The sequence below is a fragment of the Escherichia sp. MOD1-EC6021 genome (assembly GCF_002965245.1).
GTDB lineage: Bacteria > Pseudomonadota > Gammaproteobacteria > Enterobacterales > Enterobacteriaceae > Escherichia > Escherichia coli_F.
In genome coordinates this window covers 66,165-86,275 of sequence record NZ_PTRU01000006.1, presented here as the reverse complement: position 1 = coordinate 86,275, position 20,111 = coordinate 66,165, and the positions used below count along the sequence as shown (strand labels likewise).

Annotated in this window: 17 protein-coding genes; 2 read left to right on the top strand and 15 right to left on the bottom strand. The window is 51.6% G+C overall.

The window, feature by feature from the left end:
* Window positions 1-24 precede the first annotated feature (24 nt).
* The 6 genes from amtB to cof form a co-directional block, all read right to left on the bottom strand.
* A complete protein-coding gene (amtB, locus tag BEB54_RS09125; protein ID WP_105277203.1) occupies window positions 25-1,311 on the bottom strand; it encodes an ammonium transporter AmtB in 1,287 nt (428 codons plus the stop codon).
* 29 nt (window positions 1,312-1,340) lie between these two features.
* Entirely contained in the window at window positions 1,341-1,679 is a 339-nt protein-coding gene (glnK, locus tag BEB54_RS09120) for a P-II family nitrogen regulator (protein ID WP_000780338.1), read from the bottom strand.
* A 180-nt stretch (window positions 1,680-1,859) separates the two neighbouring features.
* Complete coding sequence (locus BEB54_RS09115; protein WP_074500882.1) at window positions 1,860-3,641, bottom strand: SmdB family multidrug efflux ABC transporter permease/ATP-binding protein; 1,782 nt, start codon at window positions 3,639-3,641, stop codon at window positions 1,860-1,862.
* The gene (locus BEB54_RS09110; protein WP_032183483.1) at window positions 3,634-5,406 is read right to left on the bottom strand and encodes a SmdA family multidrug ABC transporter permease/ATP-binding protein; all 1,773 of its coding nucleotides are present in this window, start codon (window positions 5,404-5,406) and stop codon (window positions 3,634-3,636) included. The genes BEB54_RS09115 and BEB54_RS09110 overlap by 8 nt, the downstream gene beginning before the upstream one ends.
* Window positions 5,407-5,435: 29 nt before the next feature.
* Entirely contained in the window at window positions 5,436-5,894 is a 459-nt protein-coding gene (gene decR, locus BEB54_RS09105; RefSeq protein ID WP_000884589.1) for a DNA-binding transcriptional regulator DecR, read from the bottom strand.
* Window positions 5,895-6,046: 152 nt separating this feature from the next.
* Window positions 6,047-6,865: an HMP-PP phosphatase gene (gene cof / locus BEB54_RS09100; protein WP_105277202.1), complete on the bottom strand. Its 819-nt coding sequence runs from the start codon at window positions 6,863-6,865 to the stop codon at window positions 6,047-6,049.
* A 99-nt stretch (window positions 6,866-6,964) separates the two neighbouring features.
* Between cof and BEB54_RS09095 the strand changes: the two genes are divergently transcribed.
* Together BEB54_RS09095 and queC are read left to right on the top strand one after the other, a co-directional pair.
* Window positions 6,965-8,665, top strand: a complete 1,701-nt coding sequence (locus BEB54_RS09095; RefSeq protein ID WP_105277201.1) for an SgrR family transcriptional regulator — start codon at window positions 6,965-6,967, stop codon at window positions 8,663-8,665.
* A gap of 64 nt (window positions 8,666-8,729) precedes the next feature.
* The gene (gene queC / locus BEB54_RS09090) at window positions 8,730-9,425 is read left to right on the top strand and encodes a 7-cyano-7-deazaguanine synthase QueC (protein WP_000817234.1); all 696 of its coding nucleotides are present in this window, start codon (window positions 8,730-8,732) and stop codon (window positions 9,423-9,425) included.
* A gap of 51 nt (window positions 9,426-9,476) precedes the next feature.
* Here the strand turns inward: queC and fadM are convergent, their stop codons facing one another.
* The 9 genes from fadM to bolA form a co-directional block, all read right to left on the bottom strand.
* Complete coding sequence (gene fadM, locus BEB54_RS09085; RefSeq protein ID WP_001194534.1) at window positions 9,477-9,875, bottom strand: long-chain acyl-CoA thioesterase FadM; 399 nt, start codon at window positions 9,873-9,875, stop codon at window positions 9,477-9,479.
* A 105-nt stretch (window positions 9,876-9,980) separates the two neighbouring features.
* Window positions 9,981-10,352 carry a helix-hairpin-helix domain-containing protein gene (locus BEB54_RS09080; protein WP_000680297.1) on the bottom strand — a complete coding sequence of 124 codons (372 nt, stop codon included), beginning with the start codon at window positions 10,350-10,352 and terminating at the stop codon, window positions 9,981-9,983.
* 150 nt (window positions 10,353-10,502) lie between these two features.
* A complete protein-coding gene (gene ppiD / locus BEB54_RS09075; RefSeq protein WP_000969382.1) occupies window positions 10,503-12,374 on the bottom strand; it encodes a peptidylprolyl isomerase in 1,872 nt (623 codons plus the stop codon).
* Window positions 12,375-12,565: 191 nt separating this feature from the next.
* On the bottom strand, window positions 12,566-12,856 hold the full coding sequence (gene hupB / locus BEB54_RS09070) for a nucleoid-associated protein HU-beta (protein WP_254892905.1): 291 nt from the start codon (window positions 12,854-12,856) through the stop codon (window positions 12,566-12,568).
* 190 nt (window positions 12,857-13,046) lie between these two features.
* The gene (lon, locus tag BEB54_RS09065) at window positions 13,047-15,401 is read right to left on the bottom strand and encodes an endopeptidase La (protein ID WP_001295325.1); all 2,355 of its coding nucleotides are present in this window, start codon (window positions 15,399-15,401) and stop codon (window positions 13,047-13,049) included.
* Window positions 15,402-15,588: 187 nt separating this feature from the next.
* Window positions 15,589-16,863 carry an ATP-dependent protease ATP-binding subunit ClpX gene (gene clpX / locus BEB54_RS09060; protein WP_000130305.1) on the bottom strand — a complete coding sequence of 425 codons (1,275 nt, stop codon included), beginning with the start codon at window positions 16,861-16,863 and terminating at the stop codon, window positions 15,589-15,591.
* 126 nt (window positions 16,864-16,989) lie between these two features.
* Window positions 16,990-17,613 carry an ATP-dependent Clp endopeptidase proteolytic subunit ClpP gene (gene clpP, locus BEB54_RS09050; protein WP_000122253.1) on the bottom strand — a complete coding sequence of 208 codons (624 nt, stop codon included), beginning with the start codon at window positions 17,611-17,613 and terminating at the stop codon, window positions 16,990-16,992.
* A gap of 245 nt (window positions 17,614-17,858) precedes the next feature.
* Entirely contained in the window at window positions 17,859-19,157 is a 1,299-nt protein-coding gene (tig, locus tag BEB54_RS09045) for a trigger factor (protein ID WP_001198386.1), read from the bottom strand.
* A gap of 343 nt (window positions 19,158-19,500) precedes the next feature.
* Window positions 19,501-19,818, bottom strand: coding sequence for a transcriptional regulator BolA (bolA, locus tag BEB54_RS09035; protein WP_000973448.1), 318 nt, complete (start codon window positions 19,816-19,818; stop codon window positions 19,501-19,503).
* Between the last annotated feature and the right edge of the window lie 293 nt (window positions 19,819-20,111).

The window sequence follows — 20,111 nt, the reverse complement described above, 5'->3', positions numbered from 1 at the left end:
TCCGGCTGTTTTTTGCAGTGCTTATTACGCGTTATAGGCATTTTCACCGTGGCTGTTGACGTCCAGCCCTTCTCGTTCCTGCTCTTCCGGTACACGCAGACCAACCGTCAGATCCGCCAGTTTGTAGCCGATAAAAGCCACCACACCAGACCAGACAATCGTAATGGCAATACTTTCCAGCTGTACCAGCAGCTGATGCCCCATCGTCACACCTTCGGCAAAACCCACTCCGCCCAGCGAACTGGCGGCAAAAATCCCAGTCATGATACAGCCGACAATGCCACAAACGCCGTGCACACCGAAGACATCGCAGGGATCATCCACCCGCAGCAAGCGTTTGAGCATGGTAACGCCCCACAAGCCCGCCAGACCAGCGACTACGCCGATAATCAACGCGCCGCCAACACCAATGTAGCCACAGGCTGGCGTCACGCCGACCAGACCGGCAATCGCGCCAGAACACGCCCCCAGCAGTGAAGGCTTACCGCGCAGCGCCCATTCACCGAAGATCCAGCCAAGAATTGCCGCCGCCGTTGCGACCACAGTATTCACAAATGCCAGTGCTGCGATTTCATTCGCCATGCCCGCTGACCCGGCATTAAAGCCAAACCAACCGATATAGAGAATGGCAGTCCCGGTGAAGACCATCGGCAGGTTGTGCGGTTTAAACGCCTCTTTGCCGAAGCCCACGCGTTTGCCAATTAGATATGCGCCCACCAGACCTGCAATAGCGGCGTTAATGTGCACCACCGTGCCACCCGCAAAATCCAGCGCACCGTGAGAAGCCAGCAAACCGCCGCCCCAGACCATATGCGCAATCGGAATGTAAGAAAGCGTCAGCCACACCACCACGAAAATCAGCACAGCTGAGAAGCGGATCCGTTCCGCCAGTGCCCCGACGATCAAGCCGACGGTAATGCAGGCAAACGATCCCTGAAACGCCACGTGGATATACTGATAAATGCTGCCCATCACCGCCGTCAGTTCGATGTTTTTCAGCATCAACCAGTTAATGTTACCGAAGAAGTTGTTGCCCTCACCAAACGCCAGCGAGTAGCCGTAAACCACCCAGAGAATGCAGACCAGAGCAAACGTCACCGTCACCTGCGTCAGCATCGACAGCACGTTTTTGCCGCGAATTAACCCACCGTAAAACAGGGCAATCCCCGGAATAGTCATAAACAGCACCAGCGCAGTACAAATCATCATAAACGCATTGTCGGCTTTATCGGCCACCGCAGGTGCAGCCATTACCAGTCCCGGCAGCATCGCCAGTGAAGCAAGCCCAGTTTTTATCGTCGCTATCTTCATTTTTCGTTCCTGTTGCTGTGTGCCAGAGATTACAGCGCCGCTTCGTCGGCTTCGCCGGTACGAATACGAATGACGCGTTGCAATTCAGCGACGAAGATTTTGCCGTCGCCAATTTTTCCGGTGTAAGCCGCCTTGCTGACGATATCGATCACTTCATCGAGTTGGTCATCAGCAATCGCCACATCAATTTTTACTTTTGGCAGAAAGTTGACGCTGTATTCCGCCCCCCGGTACAGCTCGGCATGCCCTTTCTGACGCCCGAAACCTTTCACTTCGGTGACGGTCAGGCCCTGAATACCAATGGAAGATAACGCTTCACGAACGTCTTCCAGCTTGAATGGTTTGATTATCACGGTCACCAGCTTCATAGATCCCCTCCGGTCAGAATTCGGTAATGGTTCTGCTACACAAATAAGGTATTGCAAGCGGTGTGCCAGAAATGAAAAACGAGAAAGAGAGCAGGAAGTTAAGAAGATTGAAAACAAAAACGCACTATGACAGTGCACAGTGCGTTACATTTTTGCACCAACGATGAAATATTGCGCTATTCAGGCGCTCAATGATTCATCTTCACGCACGCTGGCTGCCAGCTCTTCGCCCGCAAGTTGCAGTTGATACATCTGCCAGTAGCGCCCCTGGGCGGCCAGCAGTTGCTGGTGAGTCCCCTGTTCCACGGCTTGCCCACGATGAAGCACCAGAATGGTGTCGGCATCGACAATGGTCGATAAGCGGTGAGCAATCACCACAAGCGTAGTGTGTTCACGCACCGCCGCCAGTGCGTGTTGAATCGCCTGTTCAGTACCGGAGTCAATGCTGGCGGTTGCCTCATCAAGGATCAGGATTTGCGGCGTCTCCACCAGCACGCGCGCCAGTGCCAGCAGTTGCTTTTGCCCAACCGAGAGATTATTCCCCTGCTCGCCCAGCGGCGTATAAATACCATCACTCATGCTGCGCGCCAGCTCCGCCAGTTGCACGGTTTCCAGCGCCTGCCAGACACGTTCTTCGGAGATATCACGTCCCAGCGTCACGTTGGCGAGGAAGGTATCCGCCAGTACCACCGGATCTTGTTGCACCATCGCCACGCCCTGGCGCAGCACGCTGTGACTTAGCGAACTTAATGGACGACCATCAAGGCGAATCTCACCTTCCGTTAGCGGGTAATAGCCCATCAATAAACTGGCGAGGGTACTTTTTCCACTGCCGGTATGCCCCACTAGCGCCACAAAGTTACGCGAAGGCACAGAGAGATTAATATTCTTCAGCACCAGATTGTTATCGCGATAAGCAAATGACACGTTATCGACTTCAATGGTGCCGCTCTGCAACGGGCGATCATCATTGCCATATTGCTGGCGCGGCCCGTCCATCAACTCAAACACGCGCTCACCAGCAACAACAGCCTGTTGCAGCATCGCTTGTTGCGTGGTCAGTTCGATTAAGGGTTCGTTAAGCCGCCCAAGATAGCTGATAAACGCATACAGTACGCCCACTTCAATGGTACCGCTGGCGGAGAAGCCAAACAGCATCAACAAGCCACAAAGAATGAGCGATGAAAACAGACTCAGCAGCGGACGCAGCAGAAAACCGTCGAGGCGCAGGGTTTGCATCCTCGCCATATAGTGTGAACGACTGGCCTCACCCATACGTTCGCCAAATCGCGCCTGCTGACGGAACTGCTGGATGACGCTCATGCCATTGATGATTTCGTTAAAGCCGTCGTTGATATCTGCCAGATAGGCGCGCACACGACGGACAATCGGCGTGCTGTAACGCTGGTATATCACCATTACCACCAGCACCACCGGGAAAATCATTATCGCTACCAGCGCCATTCGCCAGTCGAGACTAAACATCGCCACCAGCATCGCACCCACCAGGGCGGCGCTACGCAGGACCGTTGCCACTACGGTAACGTAGAGGTCGCGGATCACTTCAGTATCATTGGTAACGCGGGAAATCACCTGCCCGACCGGCTGAGTATCAAACTCACTCAACGGTTGGCGTAACGCAGCATCCATCACGTCGGTACGCAACTGTTGCACTACACCTACTGCCGCCCGATTAAACAGCAGCGACTGCGCGTAATGTAGCCCGGCGGCAAACAGTTGTAGCCCAACATACGCAGCAGCCAGCCCGGCAACCACTTTCAACGGCAGGTTATTTTTCGCCACCATATTGTCGATAAAATAGCTGATAAGCAGCGGCCCGCTGACTTCTGCCGCCGCCGCAACCCACATCATCAGGACCGCGATCCCCAACGGTTTACGCCACGGCGAACCGTACGCTAACAGGCGCTTGAGAGTCGGCCACAGTTGGCTAAAACTACGCATCGATGGCCTCCTCGCGAATTTCCGGAGCGTCGTCGAGCGCCGCCTCCAGTTGTTGATAGCGATACATATCGCGATACCAGCCGCTTTGTTGTGCCAGCACATCATGATTGCCACGCTGGGCGATATGTCCGTGCTGCATCACAATAATTTCACTGGCTTCCGTCAGTGCCGAAAGGCGATGGGCACTGATGATTACCGTTCTTCCCTGCCCCCACTGACGCAGGTTATGCAGGATCTGGTGCTCTGTGCGTCCGTCCACCGCCGAAAGCGCATCATCAAGGATGAGGATTTCCGCGTTGACTAATAACGCACGAGCAATGGAGATACGCTGTTTTTGCCCACCAGAAAGCATCACGCCGCGCTCGCCCACCTCTGTATCGTAACCTTGCGGTAGACGCAAAATATCGTCATGTACGCTGGCTAACCGCGCGACATGCTCAATCTCTTGCTGTGTGGCATTCGGGCAACCCAGCGCGATGTTGTTCGCCACGGTGTCGGAAAAAAGGAATGGCGTCTGGCTGACCACCGCCAGGCGGCTACGCCAGCTATCGAGTTGTAACTTCGTCAGAGGAATATCATGAAAGCGAATATCCCCCTCGCTGACGTCGAAATGACGCTGAATGAGCGACAACAGGGTACTTTTGCCGGAACCAGTCGGCCCGCAGATACCCAGCATCTGACCGGGTTTCAGGGCGAAATTGACGTTTTCCAGCGCAGGATGGTCAGTCTGCGGATACATAAACTGGCGAATATTTACATCCAGTTCACCACGACCTTCTGGCACGGGTTCGCTACCATCGTTCACCACCGGCGCTTCCGCCAGCATCGCGCGAATACGGCTGTACGCAGCACTACCACGCTCCACTATGTTAAACATCCATGCCAGCGCCAGCATCGGCCAAATCATCAGACCTAAATACATCATAAAACTGGTGAGCTGGCCCAGCGTTAAACTGCCCTGCACCACCATCCAACTACCGCCGCCAATCGCCAGCAAGTTCGCCATACCAATCGCGATATAGATGGTCGGATCGAAACGAGCATCAATACGCGCCACCCGCATGTTTTTTTTGCCGGTATCTTCGGCATCCGCGGCAAATAACGCCGACTGGCGATCTTCCAGACCAAAGGCTTTGATCATGCGGATACTGGTGAGGCTTTCCTGGGTGCGGTCATTAAGACTGGAAAACGCCGCCTGTGCCAGCTTAAAGCGTTCATGCAAGGCATCGCCGTTGCGCTTAATCATGATCGCCATCACTGGCATCGGCAACAGGGCAAATAAGGTCAACTGCCAGCTAATTTGCGTTGACATCATAATCAGCACTGCGCAGCCCATCACCAGTGAATCCACCAGCGTCAGCACCCCTTCTCCGGCGGCAAACACGACCCGATCGACGTCATTGGTCGCACGAGCCATGAGGTCACCCGTGCGATGACGCAGGTAAAACTCAGGATGCTGCCGGCTTAGCTGACGGTAATAATCTTCACGCAGTTCAACAGCCAGTTGATAAGACGCGCCAAACAGCAATACGCGCCAGACGTAACGCAGGAGATAAACCACGACTGCAATCAGCACCATGGTGGCGATCCACATCAGGATCTGCCCGGTAGTAAAGTGTTGTTCTGTCACGCCATCGACAACAATACCAACCACTTTCGGCGGAACCAGTTGCAGCATCGCGATAATGACAAGCAAGGCAACAGCCCCGAGATAGCGACGCCATTCCCGACGGAAATACCAGCTTAATTGAGCAAATAATCGCACGCGTAGTGTCCTGACCTGATTCTGGATATTTATTCGATGGGTAAAGAAGTGGTGTATTTAATCTGTTCCATCGCGAAGCTGGAAGTGACGTCCGACAGCCCCGGCACGCTGTTTACCAGACGCTTATAAAACTCGTCGTAGCGTTTCATGTCGGCAACCTGGACGCGCATCAGATAATCGTATTCCCCGGCCATGCGCCAGAACCCCAGCACTTCTGGCATTTCAGTAACCACCGTCACAAAGCGGCAATACCATTCGCTGCTGTGATGTTGCGTTTTTATCAGCACAAAGGCGGTCAGACCGAGGCCAATTTTTTCCGGGTCCAACAGGGCGACTTTGCCGATAAGGATACCGTCATCCTCCAACCGTTTCAGTCGCTTCCAGCAAGGCGTGGTTGTCAGATTAACGGCTTCAGCCAGTGCCTGCAAAGAGAGGGTGCAATCCTGCTGTAGTAAGGCCAGCAGCTTACGGTCAATTTTATCTAACATAACCCTTCCACAGAGAAATTTTTTCTCTTTTAATTCTATTTTAAAGGTGAAATCGCGACAATTTATTCTGTGCGGTTTAAACACCACGGCACAAAATGACAAATTCAACGCAAAAAAAACCGGGCAATTGCCCGGTGCTGGAAGGGATCTCGTTATTCGGGGGAATAAGGTAGATGTGGATAGTCCAGCCAGTGCGTCAAATAGTGAGAGACCGCCTGATTTCGGCAATGTCCAATCACCGGTAAATGAGGGAGCTCCGCGCGCAGTTGCGGCATCGCATTGCCCATAATAAAGCCGCTACCGACGCTGCCTAACATTTCGCGATCGTTCATCGCATCACCAAAGGCCATGCAATCGCGCAACGATAAACCTAAATGTTGGGTCAGCACCGTCAATGCAGCGCCTTTATTGCAGCCCACCGGGAGCACTTCGAGGCAATCCGTCGCGGAAAAACACAAATGTGCACGCTCGCCTAATGCTTCGTGTAGTTGGATCTGCAAGCGTGTAAGATCGTCGTGATCGCCACAGAAGCAGATCTTGGTGACGCGATTGAGTGGCATTTTTTTAACATCGATTATCTGATAACGAAAACCGCTATAGACAAATGCCTGCAACAACGCAGGGATCTCTTTTCCGGTAAACCAACCATCGTCATTGAAAATATGCATGCTAGCTCGGGTATCCCATTGCTGATACAGCACCAGCTCTGCCACATCCGCAGGTAAATCATCACGATGTAAAAGTTCACCTTCCAGAGAATGCACGCGCGTTCCGTTGCCGGTAATCAAATACGCATCCAGCGATAGCGCCCCGAGAATATGCTGCATCTCCAGCGCATGACGACCTGTGGCGAAAGTGAGGGTAATGTCGCGTTCACGCAGTCGTGCCAAAGTAGAGAGTGTTTTCTCACCTAAATGATGGTCAGGCATCAATAAAGTGCCGTCCATATCAAATGCTGCCAGACGAGCCATTTCTTTCTCCACTCTGTGACACGGTTAATAGTGATTGAGTATCACCTGATATATACGGAAGTAATAGTGAATAGTTAAATAATATTGTTCCGGGTTTATATGCGACTGCTCAACCGTCTTAACCAGTATCAACGTCTGTGGCAACCTTCCGCCGGAAAGCCGCAAACCGTCACCGTCAGCGAACTGGCCGAACGCTGTTTTTGCAGCGAACGCCATGTTCGTACGCTGTTACGCCAGGCACAGGAGGCGGGATGGCTGGAGTGGCAGGCGCAGTCAGGACGCGGAAAGCGCGGTCAACTACGCTTTCTGGTCACGCCAGAATCGCTACGCAATGCGATGATGGAACAAGCACTGGAAACCGGTAAGCAGCAAGATGTGCTGGAGCTGGCGCAACTGGCCCCGGGTGAGCTGCGCACTCTGTTACAGCCGTTTATGGGCGGGCAATGGCAAAACGACACGCCAACGTTGCGTATTCCTTACTATCGCCCGCTCGAACCGTTACAACCGGGCTTTTTGCCCGGCCGTGCCGAGCAGCATCTCGCCGGGCAAATATTTTCCGGCCTGACCCGCTTCGATAATCATACCCAGCGCCCGATTGGCGATTTAGCGCATCACTGGGAAACCTCTGCTGACGGGTTACGCTGGGACTTTTATCTTCGCTCAACCCTACACTGGCATAATGGCGATGCAGTAAAAGCCTCACACTTACACCAGCGGTTATTGATGCTGTTACAGCTGCCAGCACTGCATCAATTATTTATTAGCGTGAAGCGTATTGAAGTCACCCATCCGCAGTGTCTGACCTTCTTTTTACATCGCCCCGATTACTGGCTTGCGCACCGGCTGGCGAGCTACTGCTGCCATCTGGCGCATCCGCAATTCCCCCTGATCGGCACTGGTCCTTTTCGCTTAACACAATTCACAGCGGAACTGGTGCGCCTGGAGAGTCATGATTATTACCATTTACGTCATCCGCTGCTTAAAGCGGTTGAGTACTGGATAACTCCGCCGCTTTTCGAAAAAGATTTGGGAACCAGTTGTCGGCATCCCGTGCAAATCACTATCGGCAAACCTGAAGAGCTGCAACGGGTCAGCCAGGTCAGTAGTGGCATCAGTTTAGGTTTTTGCTATTTAACGTTGCGCAAAAGTCCCCGACTGTCCCTCTGGCAGGCGCGAAAAGTGATCTCCATTATTCATCAATCCGGTTTATTACAAACGTTAGAAGTCGGAGAAAACCTGATCACCGCCAGTCATGCATTACTGCCAGGCTGGACGATTCCGCAATGGCAAGTACCGGATGACGTCAAACTACCAGAAACCTTGACGCTGGTGTACCACCTGCCGATAGAACTTCATACCATGGCAGAACGCTTACAGGCGACGCTGGCAGCGGAAGGCTGTGAACTTAACATTATTTTTCATAACGCAAAAAACTGGGACGACACGACCCTGCTGACACAAGCAGACCTCATGATGGGCGACAGGTTAATTGGCGAAGCGCCGGAATATACCCTGGAGCAATGGCTGCGATGCGATCCGCTGTGGCCACATGTTTTCGACGCTCCAGCATATGCACATTTGCAATCGACACTGGACGCGGTGCAAGTAATGCCTGATGAGGAAAACCGATTTAATGCCCTGAAAGCGGTTTTTAGCCAGTTAATGGCAGATGCGACGCTGACGCCGCTGTTCAACTATCACTATCGCATTAGCGCCCCTCCCGGCGTGAACGGTGTGCGACTGACACCGCGAGGCTGGTTTGAATTTACCGAAGCCTGGCTTCCCGCGCCGTCGCAATGAATAGCTGGTCCGGGTTAATCGCAGGCGTTACCATAACGCTTTTATTGTTCAAGCAGGATTATCTATGAAACGTGCTGTCGTTGTGTTCAGTGGAGGCCAGGATTCCACCACCTGTCTGGTGCAGGCATTACAACAATATGATGAAGTCCATTGCGTGACGTTCGATTACGGTCAGCGACATCGCGCAGAAATCGACGTGGCACGCGAACTGGCGCTGAAACTGGGGGCACGCGCGCATAAGGTTCTTGATGTAACGCTGCTCAACGAACTGGCGGTCAGCAGCCTGACGCGTGACAGCATTCCGGTGCCTGATTATGAACCTGAAGCTGATGGCATCCCGAATACGTTTGTCCCTGGGCGTAATATTTTGTTCCTGACACTGGCGGCAATATATGCGTATCAGGTAAAAGCAGAAGCCGTAATCACCGGCGTCTGCGAAACGGATTTCTCCGGTTACCCGGATTGCCGCGATGAGTTTGTGAAAGCACTAAACCATGCCGTCAGTTTAGGCATGGCGAAAGATATTCGTTTTGAAACGCCGCTGATGTGGATTGATAAAGCGGAAACCTGGGCGCTGGCTGATTATTACGGCAAACTAGATTTAGTCCGTAACGAAACGTTGACCTGCTATAACGGCATTAAAGGCGACGGTTGCGGTCATTGTGCGGCGTGTAATTTACGCTCCAACGGTTTGCATCATTATCTGGCCGATAAACCGACGGTGATGGCAGCGATGAAGCAGAAAACCGGGTTGAAGTAATTATTCCGGGTGTCGCCGGATGCGGCTTGAGCATCCGGCACCACAAAACGTTTACTTAACCATCTGCTCCAGCTTTTCGCGCAATTCCCCTTCCAGAGCTAATGCTTTCTGCGTTTTAAGATCAATACAAACAAACGTAATAAGCGCATCCGCGACCACCTGCCCTTCCGGCTCCAGTGTAATGACCTGGCTTAAGATGCCGCTTTTACCGTTTAATTGCTGCAACTGACTGGTAATGGTTAACAGGTCGCTTAATACCGCCGGGCGACGATAGTTAATATTGATATTGACCACGACGAAGGCGATGTTATGGGCCGTCATCCACTGAAAACTGTCGCTATTTTCCAACCCATCCCAGCGGGCTTCTTCGAGAAACTCAAGGTAGCGGGCGTTGTTTACGTGCTGGTAAACGTCGAGATGATATCCACGAACTTTGATTTGTGTTTGCATAGCGCAATAACCTTACGTTGTTGTTATAAGAACTGTTATAAGTGCAGAGGTCATAACTGGTATGACCTCTTCAGTCTGGCAAAAATTTGCCACTATGCAAATTAATTACAGGGTTAATACCGCCAGATTACGTTCCACCAGCGAATTGCCCATCCCCGGCACCTGCTTGAGATCCTCCACCGTTTTAAACGGACCGTACTCTTCGCGATAACTGACAATCGCCTGCGCCTTCTTCAGGCCAACGCCATTCATCGCGCGGGCTAACTCTTCCGCGCTGGCATTATTAATGCTGACCCGGGTACCTTCTTCGTCACTGGCTTTAGTCGGTACTGCTGCTTTACTTTGTGCTGCAGGAGCTTCCGCTTTGGTTTCTACCGTTGTCGGTTTCGCCGCAGGAGCTGCCGCCAGCGCGCTATGAGACATTCCGGCACAGGCCAGGGACAGGGTAATGAGCAGTGCTTTAATTCCGTGTTTCATACTGTTTTCTCCTTGTTTGTTAACAGTGGAATCACCTTAACGGCAGTGAAAACAGGAAACAAATGGCAATGTTCAGAAATGGAAAAGGCCGCGAAAGCGACCTTTTCTTGTTACAGCTGCAAAGCATTTTTTTGCGAGGCGGCTTCAGGATTATTGCTGTTCCAGCGCATCGCCAATTTTGATTTTCGCCTCTTTACGCAGGTTACTCATCAGAGCTTCAAAGACGATTTGTGCGTTGTTCTGGGTGATACCCTGCACCATCGCTTTTTTCTGATCTTCCGGCATTGAACCTTGTTTCACTTCATCCAGCGCCAGCAGAACCACATTACCTTGCATATCGGTCGCCATACCGTAGCTCGGTTTGTCTTTCGCTGGCAGTGGCAGTGCAAACGCCGCCTGGCTAATCGGGTCACGACCGGAACGGCTTAAGGTTTTCGGCTCGCCAAATTTCAGACCGGCGGCCTGCATAGCTTCTGCACCTTTGCCGGCTTTCAAATCAACCAGCAGTTTTTCAGCATCCACTTTCGCCTGTTGTTCAGCTTTGTTGTGCTGAACCAGTGCCTTAACTTGTTCCTGAACATCTGCCAACGGTTTCACCGCTTCCGGTTTGTGCTCGCTGATGCGCAGCACGAATGCGCGGTCGCCGTCTACGGTGATGATGTCAGAGTTGATGCCCGGTGCGCCGTTTTCACCTACCAGACCGCCATTAAAGATAGCGTCTGCAACCGGCTTAAAGTTCAACTCTTCCGGCAGGTTATCTTTGCTGAACCAACCCGTCTGAGTGGCTTTTACGCCCGCAGCTTGCTCTGCACCGGCCAGAGACTCGGTATCATTGCTTGCTGCATCGCTCACTTTCTGCTGCAGTGCGTAGTACGCATCGAGGGCTTTTTCGTGTTTCACTTTCGCCGCGACATCGTCACGCACTTCGTCTAACGACTTCACTTTCGCTGGCTGAATGTCGTCCAGACGTACAATCAGGAAACCGACCGAAGATTTGATGACACCAGAGAGTTGGCCTTTTTCTTTCAGACCAGCATTTTTCAGTTCGTCCGGGATAGTGGCATCTTCTAACCAACCCATATCGCCGCCGTTACGGGCAGAGATAATATCGGCAGATTTTTCTTTGGCTAACGCAGCAAAATCACCGCCTTTATTCAGCTCATCAAGTACCGCTTTCGCTTCATCTTCAGTTTTGGTCTGGATGATGCTGTAGCGGGTACGCTGCGGCTGGGTGAATTGATCCTGATGCTGATCGTAGTAGCTCTGGATATCCGCATCGCTAACCGGTTGCTGCATCGTTGCGGCATCCAGCTTGATGTAACTCACGCGGAATTGTTCCGGCGTCATGAAATTGTTTTTGTTTTGTTCGTAGTAGCTGGCAATTTCCTGTTCGGTCACAGGCTGCTTCGCCGCCAGCGCGTTAACATCGATAGTCGCTTCACGTACCACGCGTTGTTGAGCTACCAGTGCCGCCAGCTCGTCGGTTTCACCTTTCAGCATAAAATCGGTACCGGCAACGCCGTTAATCAGCTGTTGGGTAGTGAGCTGGTTACGTAGCGCCTGGGCGTACTGATCGGCGGTCATCCCCATCTGGTTGAGGATACCGTTATAGCGGCTGTTATCAAATTTGCCGTCAACCTGGAAGGCTGGGGTCGCGAAAATCGCCTGTTTAACCTGCTCATCACTGATACCCAGTTTCAGCTCACGAGCGTACTGATCCAGCAGCGCCTCGTCGATCAGACGATTCAGCACCTGTTGACGCAGGGTTTTCATATAGCCTTCGTTCGCTGCAAGCTCAGAGTATTGATCGCCCAGCTGTTGCTGCATGCGATTACGCTCGCTGTTGAAGGCGTTCTCGAACTGCCCACGGCTGATTTCCTGGTCATTCACTTTTGCGGCGTAGTTATTGCCTCCGCCAATCAGGTAACCACTCACGCCGGTCAATATGAACGACACGATAATGATACCGAAAATAATCTTGAGCACGAGACTGTTTGCAGCCGTGCGTAAGCTGTCCATCATGGTGTAACAACACTCCGCTGTAGATGACTGTGTACCTCACGCAACGTATCGATGCGCGCAAAGGCCTATTGTGACAAGAAACGGGGGCAATTGTCAGCCCACAAGACGCAGAAAGTCACCGAATACAAATAAAAAAGGCACATCAGTAGATGCGCCCTTGAACTTCGTCACATCCCCACTGGGGACAACGCTTAGTTTACCGCGTCTTTCAGTGCTTTACCTGCACGGAAGCTCGGTACTTTAGCGGCAGCGATGGTGATCTCTTTACCGGTCTGCGGGTTGCGGCCAGTACGGGCAGCACGCTCTTTAACGGCAAAAGTACCAAAACCTACCAGTGCTACATCATCCCCTTCTTTCAGAGATTCAGTTACGGAAGCAATAATAGCATCTAACGCACGGCCAGCCGCAGCTTTAGAGATATCAGCCCCTGCAGCAATCTTGTCGATCAATTGAGATTTATTCACTCTTCTCTTCCTCTTTATAATTTATATCGCACTTGAATCCTTCAAGGTACGAACGCGCAGCAGTTATATCAGGCCAGCCATCCCCTTACAACACCCCTTAATAAGGGCAAGCCCAATCCGCCATCTAACTTAGCGAGACAAAAAAAGGCTGGCAAGTCCGAATTAGCCTGCCAGCCCTGTTTTTATTAGTGCATTTTGCGCGAGGTCACTATTTTGCAGTCACAACCTGCATGCCAGACGGTTCATTTTGCAGCGCCAGAGTCAGAACTTCCTCAATGCGTTTCACAGGATGAATGTCCAGATCAGCAATTACGTTGTCAGGAATCTCTTCCAGATCGCGTTTATTTTCGAACGGAATTAACACTGTTTTAATCCCGCCGCGATGCGCTGCCAGTAGTTTTTCTTTCAAACCACCGATCGGCAGTACCTGACCACGCAGAGTGATCTCACCGGTCATTGCCACATCGGCACGAACCGGGTTACCGGTCAGGCAAGAAACCAGCGCGGTGCACATAGCAATACCGGCACTCGGACCATCTTTCGGCGTCGCACCTTCCGGTACGTGGACGTGGATGTCGCGTTTTTCGTAAAAATCAGGGTTGATCCCCAGTTTTTCCGCACGCGCACGAACCACCGTTAACGCCGCCTGAATGGACTCCTGCATCACTTCGCCGAGCGAACCGGTATAGGTCAGTTTGCCTTTACCCGGAACGCACGCGGTTTCAATGGTAAGTAAGTCACCGCCCACTTCCGTCCACGCCAGACCGGTTACCTGACCGACACGGTTTTCGTTATCCGCGCGTCCATAGTCGAAACGCTGAACACCGAGATAGTCGTGCAGGTTATCGCCGTTAATTTCGATATGTTTTAAAGACTTATCGAGCAACAACTGCTTAACCGCTTTACGGCACAGTTTGGAGATTTCACGCTCCAGACCACGCACGCCCGCCTCACGGGTGTAGTAACGAATAATGCCGATAATGGCGCTATCGTCGACGGTCAGCTCACCTTTTTTCAGTGCATTACGTTCAATCTGCTTTGGCAGCAGGTGACGTTTGGCGATGTTCAGTTTTTCATCTTCGGTATAACCGGAGAGGCGAATCACTTCCATACGATCCAGCAGCGGTGCCGGAATGTTCATGGAATTCGACGTCGCGACAAACATCACGTCGCTGAGATCGTAATCCACTTCCAGGTAGTGGTCGCTGAACGCTACGTTCTGCTCTGGATCCAGCACTTCAAGTAGTGCGGAAGCCGGATCGCCACGCATGTCAGAAGACATTTTGTCGATCTCATCGAGCAGGAACAGCGGGTTTTTCACGCCCACTTTCGCCATTTTCTGGATCAATTTACCCGGCATAGAACCGATGTAAGTACGGCGGTGACCACGGATTTCCGCTTCGTCACGCACGCCGCCCAGCGCCATACGAACATATTTACGTCCGGTAGCTTTGGCGATGGACTGACCAAGGGAAGTTTTACCTACCCCCGGCGGCCCTACCAGGCAGAGGATCGGCCCCTTGATTTTGTTGACACGGCTTTGAACCGCAAGATACTCAAGGATGCGATCTTTAACGCGCTCCAGACCATAATGGTCGGTATCAAGGATTTCCTGCGCCTGACGCAGGTCTTTTTTGACCTTGCTACGCGCATTCCACGGTACCTGTACCATCCAGTCGATATAACCACGCACTACGGTCGCTTCTGCCGACATCGGAGACATCATTTTCAGCTTCTGCAACTCTGCTTCCGCTTTCTCTTTTGCCTCTTTCGGCATTTTCGCCGCGTCGATTTTGCGCTTCAGGGCTTCGTTTTCGTCCGGCGCGTCGTCCATTTCACCGAGTTCTTTCTGAATAGCTTTCATTTGCTCGTTCAGATAGTACTCACGCTGGGATTTCTCCATCTGCTTTTTAACGCGGTTGCGAATGCGTTTCTCAACCTGCAGCAGATCGATTTCCGATTCCATCATCGCCATCAGATATTCCAGACGTTCGTTGACGTCGGACATCTCAAGCACGGACTGTTTGTCAGCCAGTTTCAGCGGCATATGCGCAGCAATGGTATCCGCCAGACGCGCCGGATCGTCGATGCTATTCAGCGACGTCAGCACTTCTGGTGGAATTTTTTTGTTCAGCTTGATGTAGCCTTCGAACTGGCTGATTGCAGTACGCACCAGCACTTCCTGTTCCCGCTCATCAATGGTCGGCGACTCCAGATACTCCGCCTTCGCAGAAAAGTGTTCGCCATTGTCAGAGAGCGCAGAAATACGCGCGCGCTGTAACCCCTCGACCAGCACTTTGACGGTGCCGTCAGGCAGTTTCAGCATCTGCAATATAGAGGCCACGGTCCCGACGGTGAAAAGATCGTTTACACCCGGCTCATCCGTTGAAGCTTCTTTCTGCGCGACCAGCATAATTTTTTTATCATGGTCCATCGCCGCTTCCAGACAACGGATAGATTTTTCCCGCCCGACAAATAAGGGGATGACCATGTGCGGATAAACCACCACATCGCGCAGCGGCAATACGGGGATTTCAATGCGTTCAGAACGCTCAGGATTCATAGAGCTCTCTCTTAGTTTAATTTCCGCCAGGTAATCAGATGACACGACTGTGCTTCACGCCATCTATTAACATGTACGTCAGTATATGGGGATGTTTCCCCCACATTCAACGCCGAGAATAGAGGAAAAATTAAAGGGGAGATAAAATCCCCCCTTTTTGGTTAACTAATTGTGTGGAAATGGTTAATTATTCACCAGATGCCTGCTGAGCTTCCGGCTTGCCATAAATCAGCAACGGTTTGCTTTGGCCATCAATTACCGACTCGTCGATAACCACTTTTTCGACATCTTCCATGGACGGCAGATCATACATGGTATCGAGCAGTGCGGCTTCTACGATGGAACGCAGGCCACGGGCACCGGTTTTACGCGCCATCGCTTTCTTAGCGATAGCATCCAGCGCCTCGTCACGGAATTCCAGATCCACGCCTTCCAGATTAAACAGCGCCTGATACTGCTTGGTCAGGGCGTTTTTCGGCTCTTTGAGGATCTGAATCAGAGCTTCTTCGCTCAGTTCATTCAACGTTGCGACAACCGGCAGACGACCAATGAACTCAGGGATCAGACCAAACTTGATCAGATCTTCCGGTTCAACCTGCGCCAGCAGCTCGCCTTCACTTGCTTTGTCAGATTTCGCTTTTACCGTCGCGCCAAAACCAATGCCGGAGCCTGTTTCTACACGATGGGAAATCACTTTATCCAGACCGGCAAACGCACCGCCACAGATAAACAGGATCTTAGAGGTATCAACCTGCAAGAATTCCTGCTGCGGATGTTTACGCCCACCTTGCGGTGGAACAGCAGCTACCGTACCTTCGATCAGTTTCAACAGTGCCTGCTGTACGCCTTCACCGGAAACGTCTCGGGTAATGGACGGGTTGTCTGACTTACGAGAAATCTTGTCGATTTCATCGATGTAGACAATCCCGCGCTGCGCTTTCTGTACGTCGTAATCGCACTTTTGCAACAGCTTCTGAATGATGTTTTCAACGTCTTCGCCCACATAACCGGCTTCGGTCAGCGTGGTTGCATCGGCCATGGTGAACGGGACGTCCAGCAGGCGCGCCAGCGTTTCGGCCAGCAGCGTTTTACCGGAACCGGTCGGACCGATCAGCAGAATGTTACTTTTGCCCAACTCGACACCATTGCTGGTATCGCCGTTGCGCAGACGTTTGTAGTGGTTGTATACCGCGACCGCCAGCACTTTTTTCGCCTGTTCCTGACCGATAACGTAATCGTCCAGGTGGTTGCGAATTTCATGCGGCGTCGGTAGCGCACTGCGTTCACGATGCGGTGCAACTTCTTTAATCTCTTCGCGAATGATGTCGTTACATAAATCAACACATTCGTCGCAGATATACACGGATGGACCGGCAATCAGCTTGCGCACTTCATGCTGGCTTTTGCCGCAAAAAGAGCAATACAGCAATTTGCCTGAGCCATCTTTGCGTTTATCTGTCATGGGTCAAAACCTCTTCTTTGTTCTTTGTGCCGCACACGACGACGCAAATGCCATTCTCAGGCGCAAGCCGCTTTATAGCGTTGTGCCGCCCTGGATAAGTATAGCGGCACAGTTGCGCCTCTGGCATCAATTACGATGGGTCAGAATCGAATCGACCAGACCGTATTCCACCGCTTCAGGGGCGGAAAGGAAGCGATCGCGTTCGGTGTCACGTTCAATCTGTTCTAATGATTGACCCGTATGAAGCGCCATAAGTTCATTCATACGCCCTTTAACTTTCAGAATTTCACGGGCATGAATTTCGATATCGGTCGCCTGGCCCTGGTAGCCGCCCAACGGCTGGTGAATCATCACGCGCGAATTCGGCAGGCAGAAACGTTTACCTTTTGCCCCGGCGGTCAGCAAGAAAGCGCCCATCGAGGCCGCCTGGCCCATGCAGATGGTGCTGACATCAGGCTTGATAAACTGCATGGTGTCATAGATAGACATCCCGGCAGTGATCACCCCGCCTGGGGAGTTAATGTACAGATAGATATCTTTTTCTGGGTTTTCTGCTTCCAGGAACAGCATCTGCGCCACAATCAGGTTAGCCATGTGGTCTTCAACCTGGCCAGTCAGAAAAATGACGCGTTCCTTAAGTAGACGAGAATAGATATCAAAAGAGCGCTCACCACGTGAGGTCTGTTCAATGACCATCGGCACCAGCGCCATATGGGGTGCAAAGTTATCTCGTTCGCCGCTGTATGACATTTCCGTCTCCTGGATAAAATTGAAAAAACCTGCTGTACCGATTGTAACCTTATGGACGGATTATCAGCTAGTCCCTGTGTTATGGGTACGGCATCACCATATTTCAAGCATAACAATCTTTTGTTGTTACGCTAACACCGAAAGAGGCTTTTCGCACGGTTCCATGCAAAATTCATGACAAAAAAAAGCCCACCACCTGGCGGTGACGGGCCTTTGTGCGAATTTAGCGCGTTATGCTGCGTAAATTACGCCTGCTGGTTCATCAGCTCGTTGAAAGTGGTTTCTTTTTCAGTCACTTTCGCTTTCGCCAGTACAGCTTCAACAGCCTGTTCTTCCAGAGCAACATTGCGCATGTTGTCCATCAGTTCTTTGTTTTTGCTGTAGAACTCGATAACTTCTTTCGGATCTTCGTACGCGGAAGCCATCTCTTCGATCAGGCCTTTCACGCGCTCTTCGTCAGCTTTCAGCTCGTTGGTGCGGATAACTTCGCCCAGCAGCAGGCCAACAACTACGCGACGTTTAGCCTGTTCTTCGAACAGTTCGCGCGGCAGTTCCAGAGCCTGTTTTTCGTTGCCACCGAAACGCTGTGCAGCCTGGCGACGCAGAACGTCGATTTCGCTGTCGATCAGCGCAGCCGGTACGTCGATGTCGTTAGCTTTTACCAGACCTTCGATCGCCTGAGACTTAACGCGGTTACGGATGGCGCTCTTCAGCTCGCGCTCCATGTTTTTACGCACTTCAGCGCGCAGACCTTCTACGGAACCATCTTCAACGCCGAAACGTTTGATGAATTCTGCAGTCAGTTCCGGCAGTTCACGCTCTTCAACTTTCTTCAGGTTGATAGCGAATTTCGCTGCTTTACCTTTCAGGTTTTCTGCGTGGTACTCTTCCGGGAAGGTCACGTCGATGGTGAACTCTTCGCCAGCTTTGTGGCCTTTGATACCGTCTTCAAAGCCCGGGATCATACGACCCTGGCCCATCGCCAGTACGAAATCAGACGCTTTACCGCCTTCGAACTCTTCGCCGTCTACAGAACCGGTGAAGTCGATGGTTACGCGGTCTTCTGCTTCAACAGCGCCGTCTTTTTCTTTCCAGGTCGCCTGCTGTTTACGCAGAGTATCCAGCATGCCGTCAACGTCAGCGTCGGTCACTTCAACGATCGGTTTTTCAACTTCGATCGCTTCCAGACCCTGCAGTTCAACTTCCGGATAAACTTCAAACTCTACAGAGTAGGTGAAGTCTTCACCCAGCTTGTATTCGCCCGGAACATAAGTCGGTGCGCCAGCCGGATTGATTTTTTCTTTAATGATGGCGTCAATGAAGTTACGGCTCATCAGGTCACCCAGAACGTCCTGGCGTACAGAGGCGCCATAACGCTGAGCAACGATATTCATTGGCACTTTGCCTTTGCGGAAGCCGTCAATACGTACTTTTTTCGCAACGTTGACCAGCTCGCTTTTAACAGCGGTCTCGATGCTGTCAGCAGCGATAGTAATCGTTACACGGCGGCCAAGGCCTTGAGTGGTTTCAACTGAAACTTGCATCTTGTTACCTCAAAAAATCACAGTGCTCGGTCAACTCTTACCCCGCAAGCACAGGTTGTTGGCTTCGCGGAACCGGGATGTTCTTATAATCAATCACATTCCCTGTTACCAGAATCATCCCGAAAGCATTCAAATAGGACGCGGCATTATAGCGGCATCACTTTTATGAGTCGAGAACGGTTATTGCGCGCTGTCGCGTATTTTTTCACAATTCCCGGGCAATTTTCGTCTGAATGCTGGGCAAAAAGCGCAAAATCCAGACAAAACAAAACGGCCCGCAGGCCGTTTTTCATAAAATCTTTAGCAACATACTGGAAAAGCGCCGACAGTTGCAAATGCGTTTTTACGCGATGCTTCCTGCTCCACGACAGGGAGGAGAGGCAAAGACGGTGTCCTGCAACCCTTCCCACTCCTTAATAGTGTAAGTATGCAGAGCCAGCGCATGAACGGTAGTAGAGAGTTCCTCCGCTAAAGTACTGTAAATCATTCGATGACGATTCAGAAAACGTTCACCCGTAAAACGATCGCTGACCAGCACAACTTTAAAATGGCTTTCAGAGCCGGCTGGGACATTGTGACGATAGCTTTCATCCACTACTTCGAGGAATACGGGTTGGAACGCCGCCCTTAATTTTTCTTCTATCCGCTCACGTATCATCATGAAATATCTCCTCCGACAACGCTGAGATGTCATCCATCCCTTTAAATACTAGCCGCTTTTACCGTTTCCATTGCAGCTTAACAACAAATATTTAGGTTTCGTCCTGGTTTTTCCGTCAAGCGTATGAAGTTTACTGATTTAAAGATTGAAACACAGGCCTCGCATCAGCGTTTCTTTTACCAGGGGCGATTATTTCGTCAACATGATGAATTTACATGCCTTACCCACTTCCCCTCGCCGTTGGCAATGTTATGATGGCGGGAATTTTTACCAAACACGCTTAAGAGTCTCTG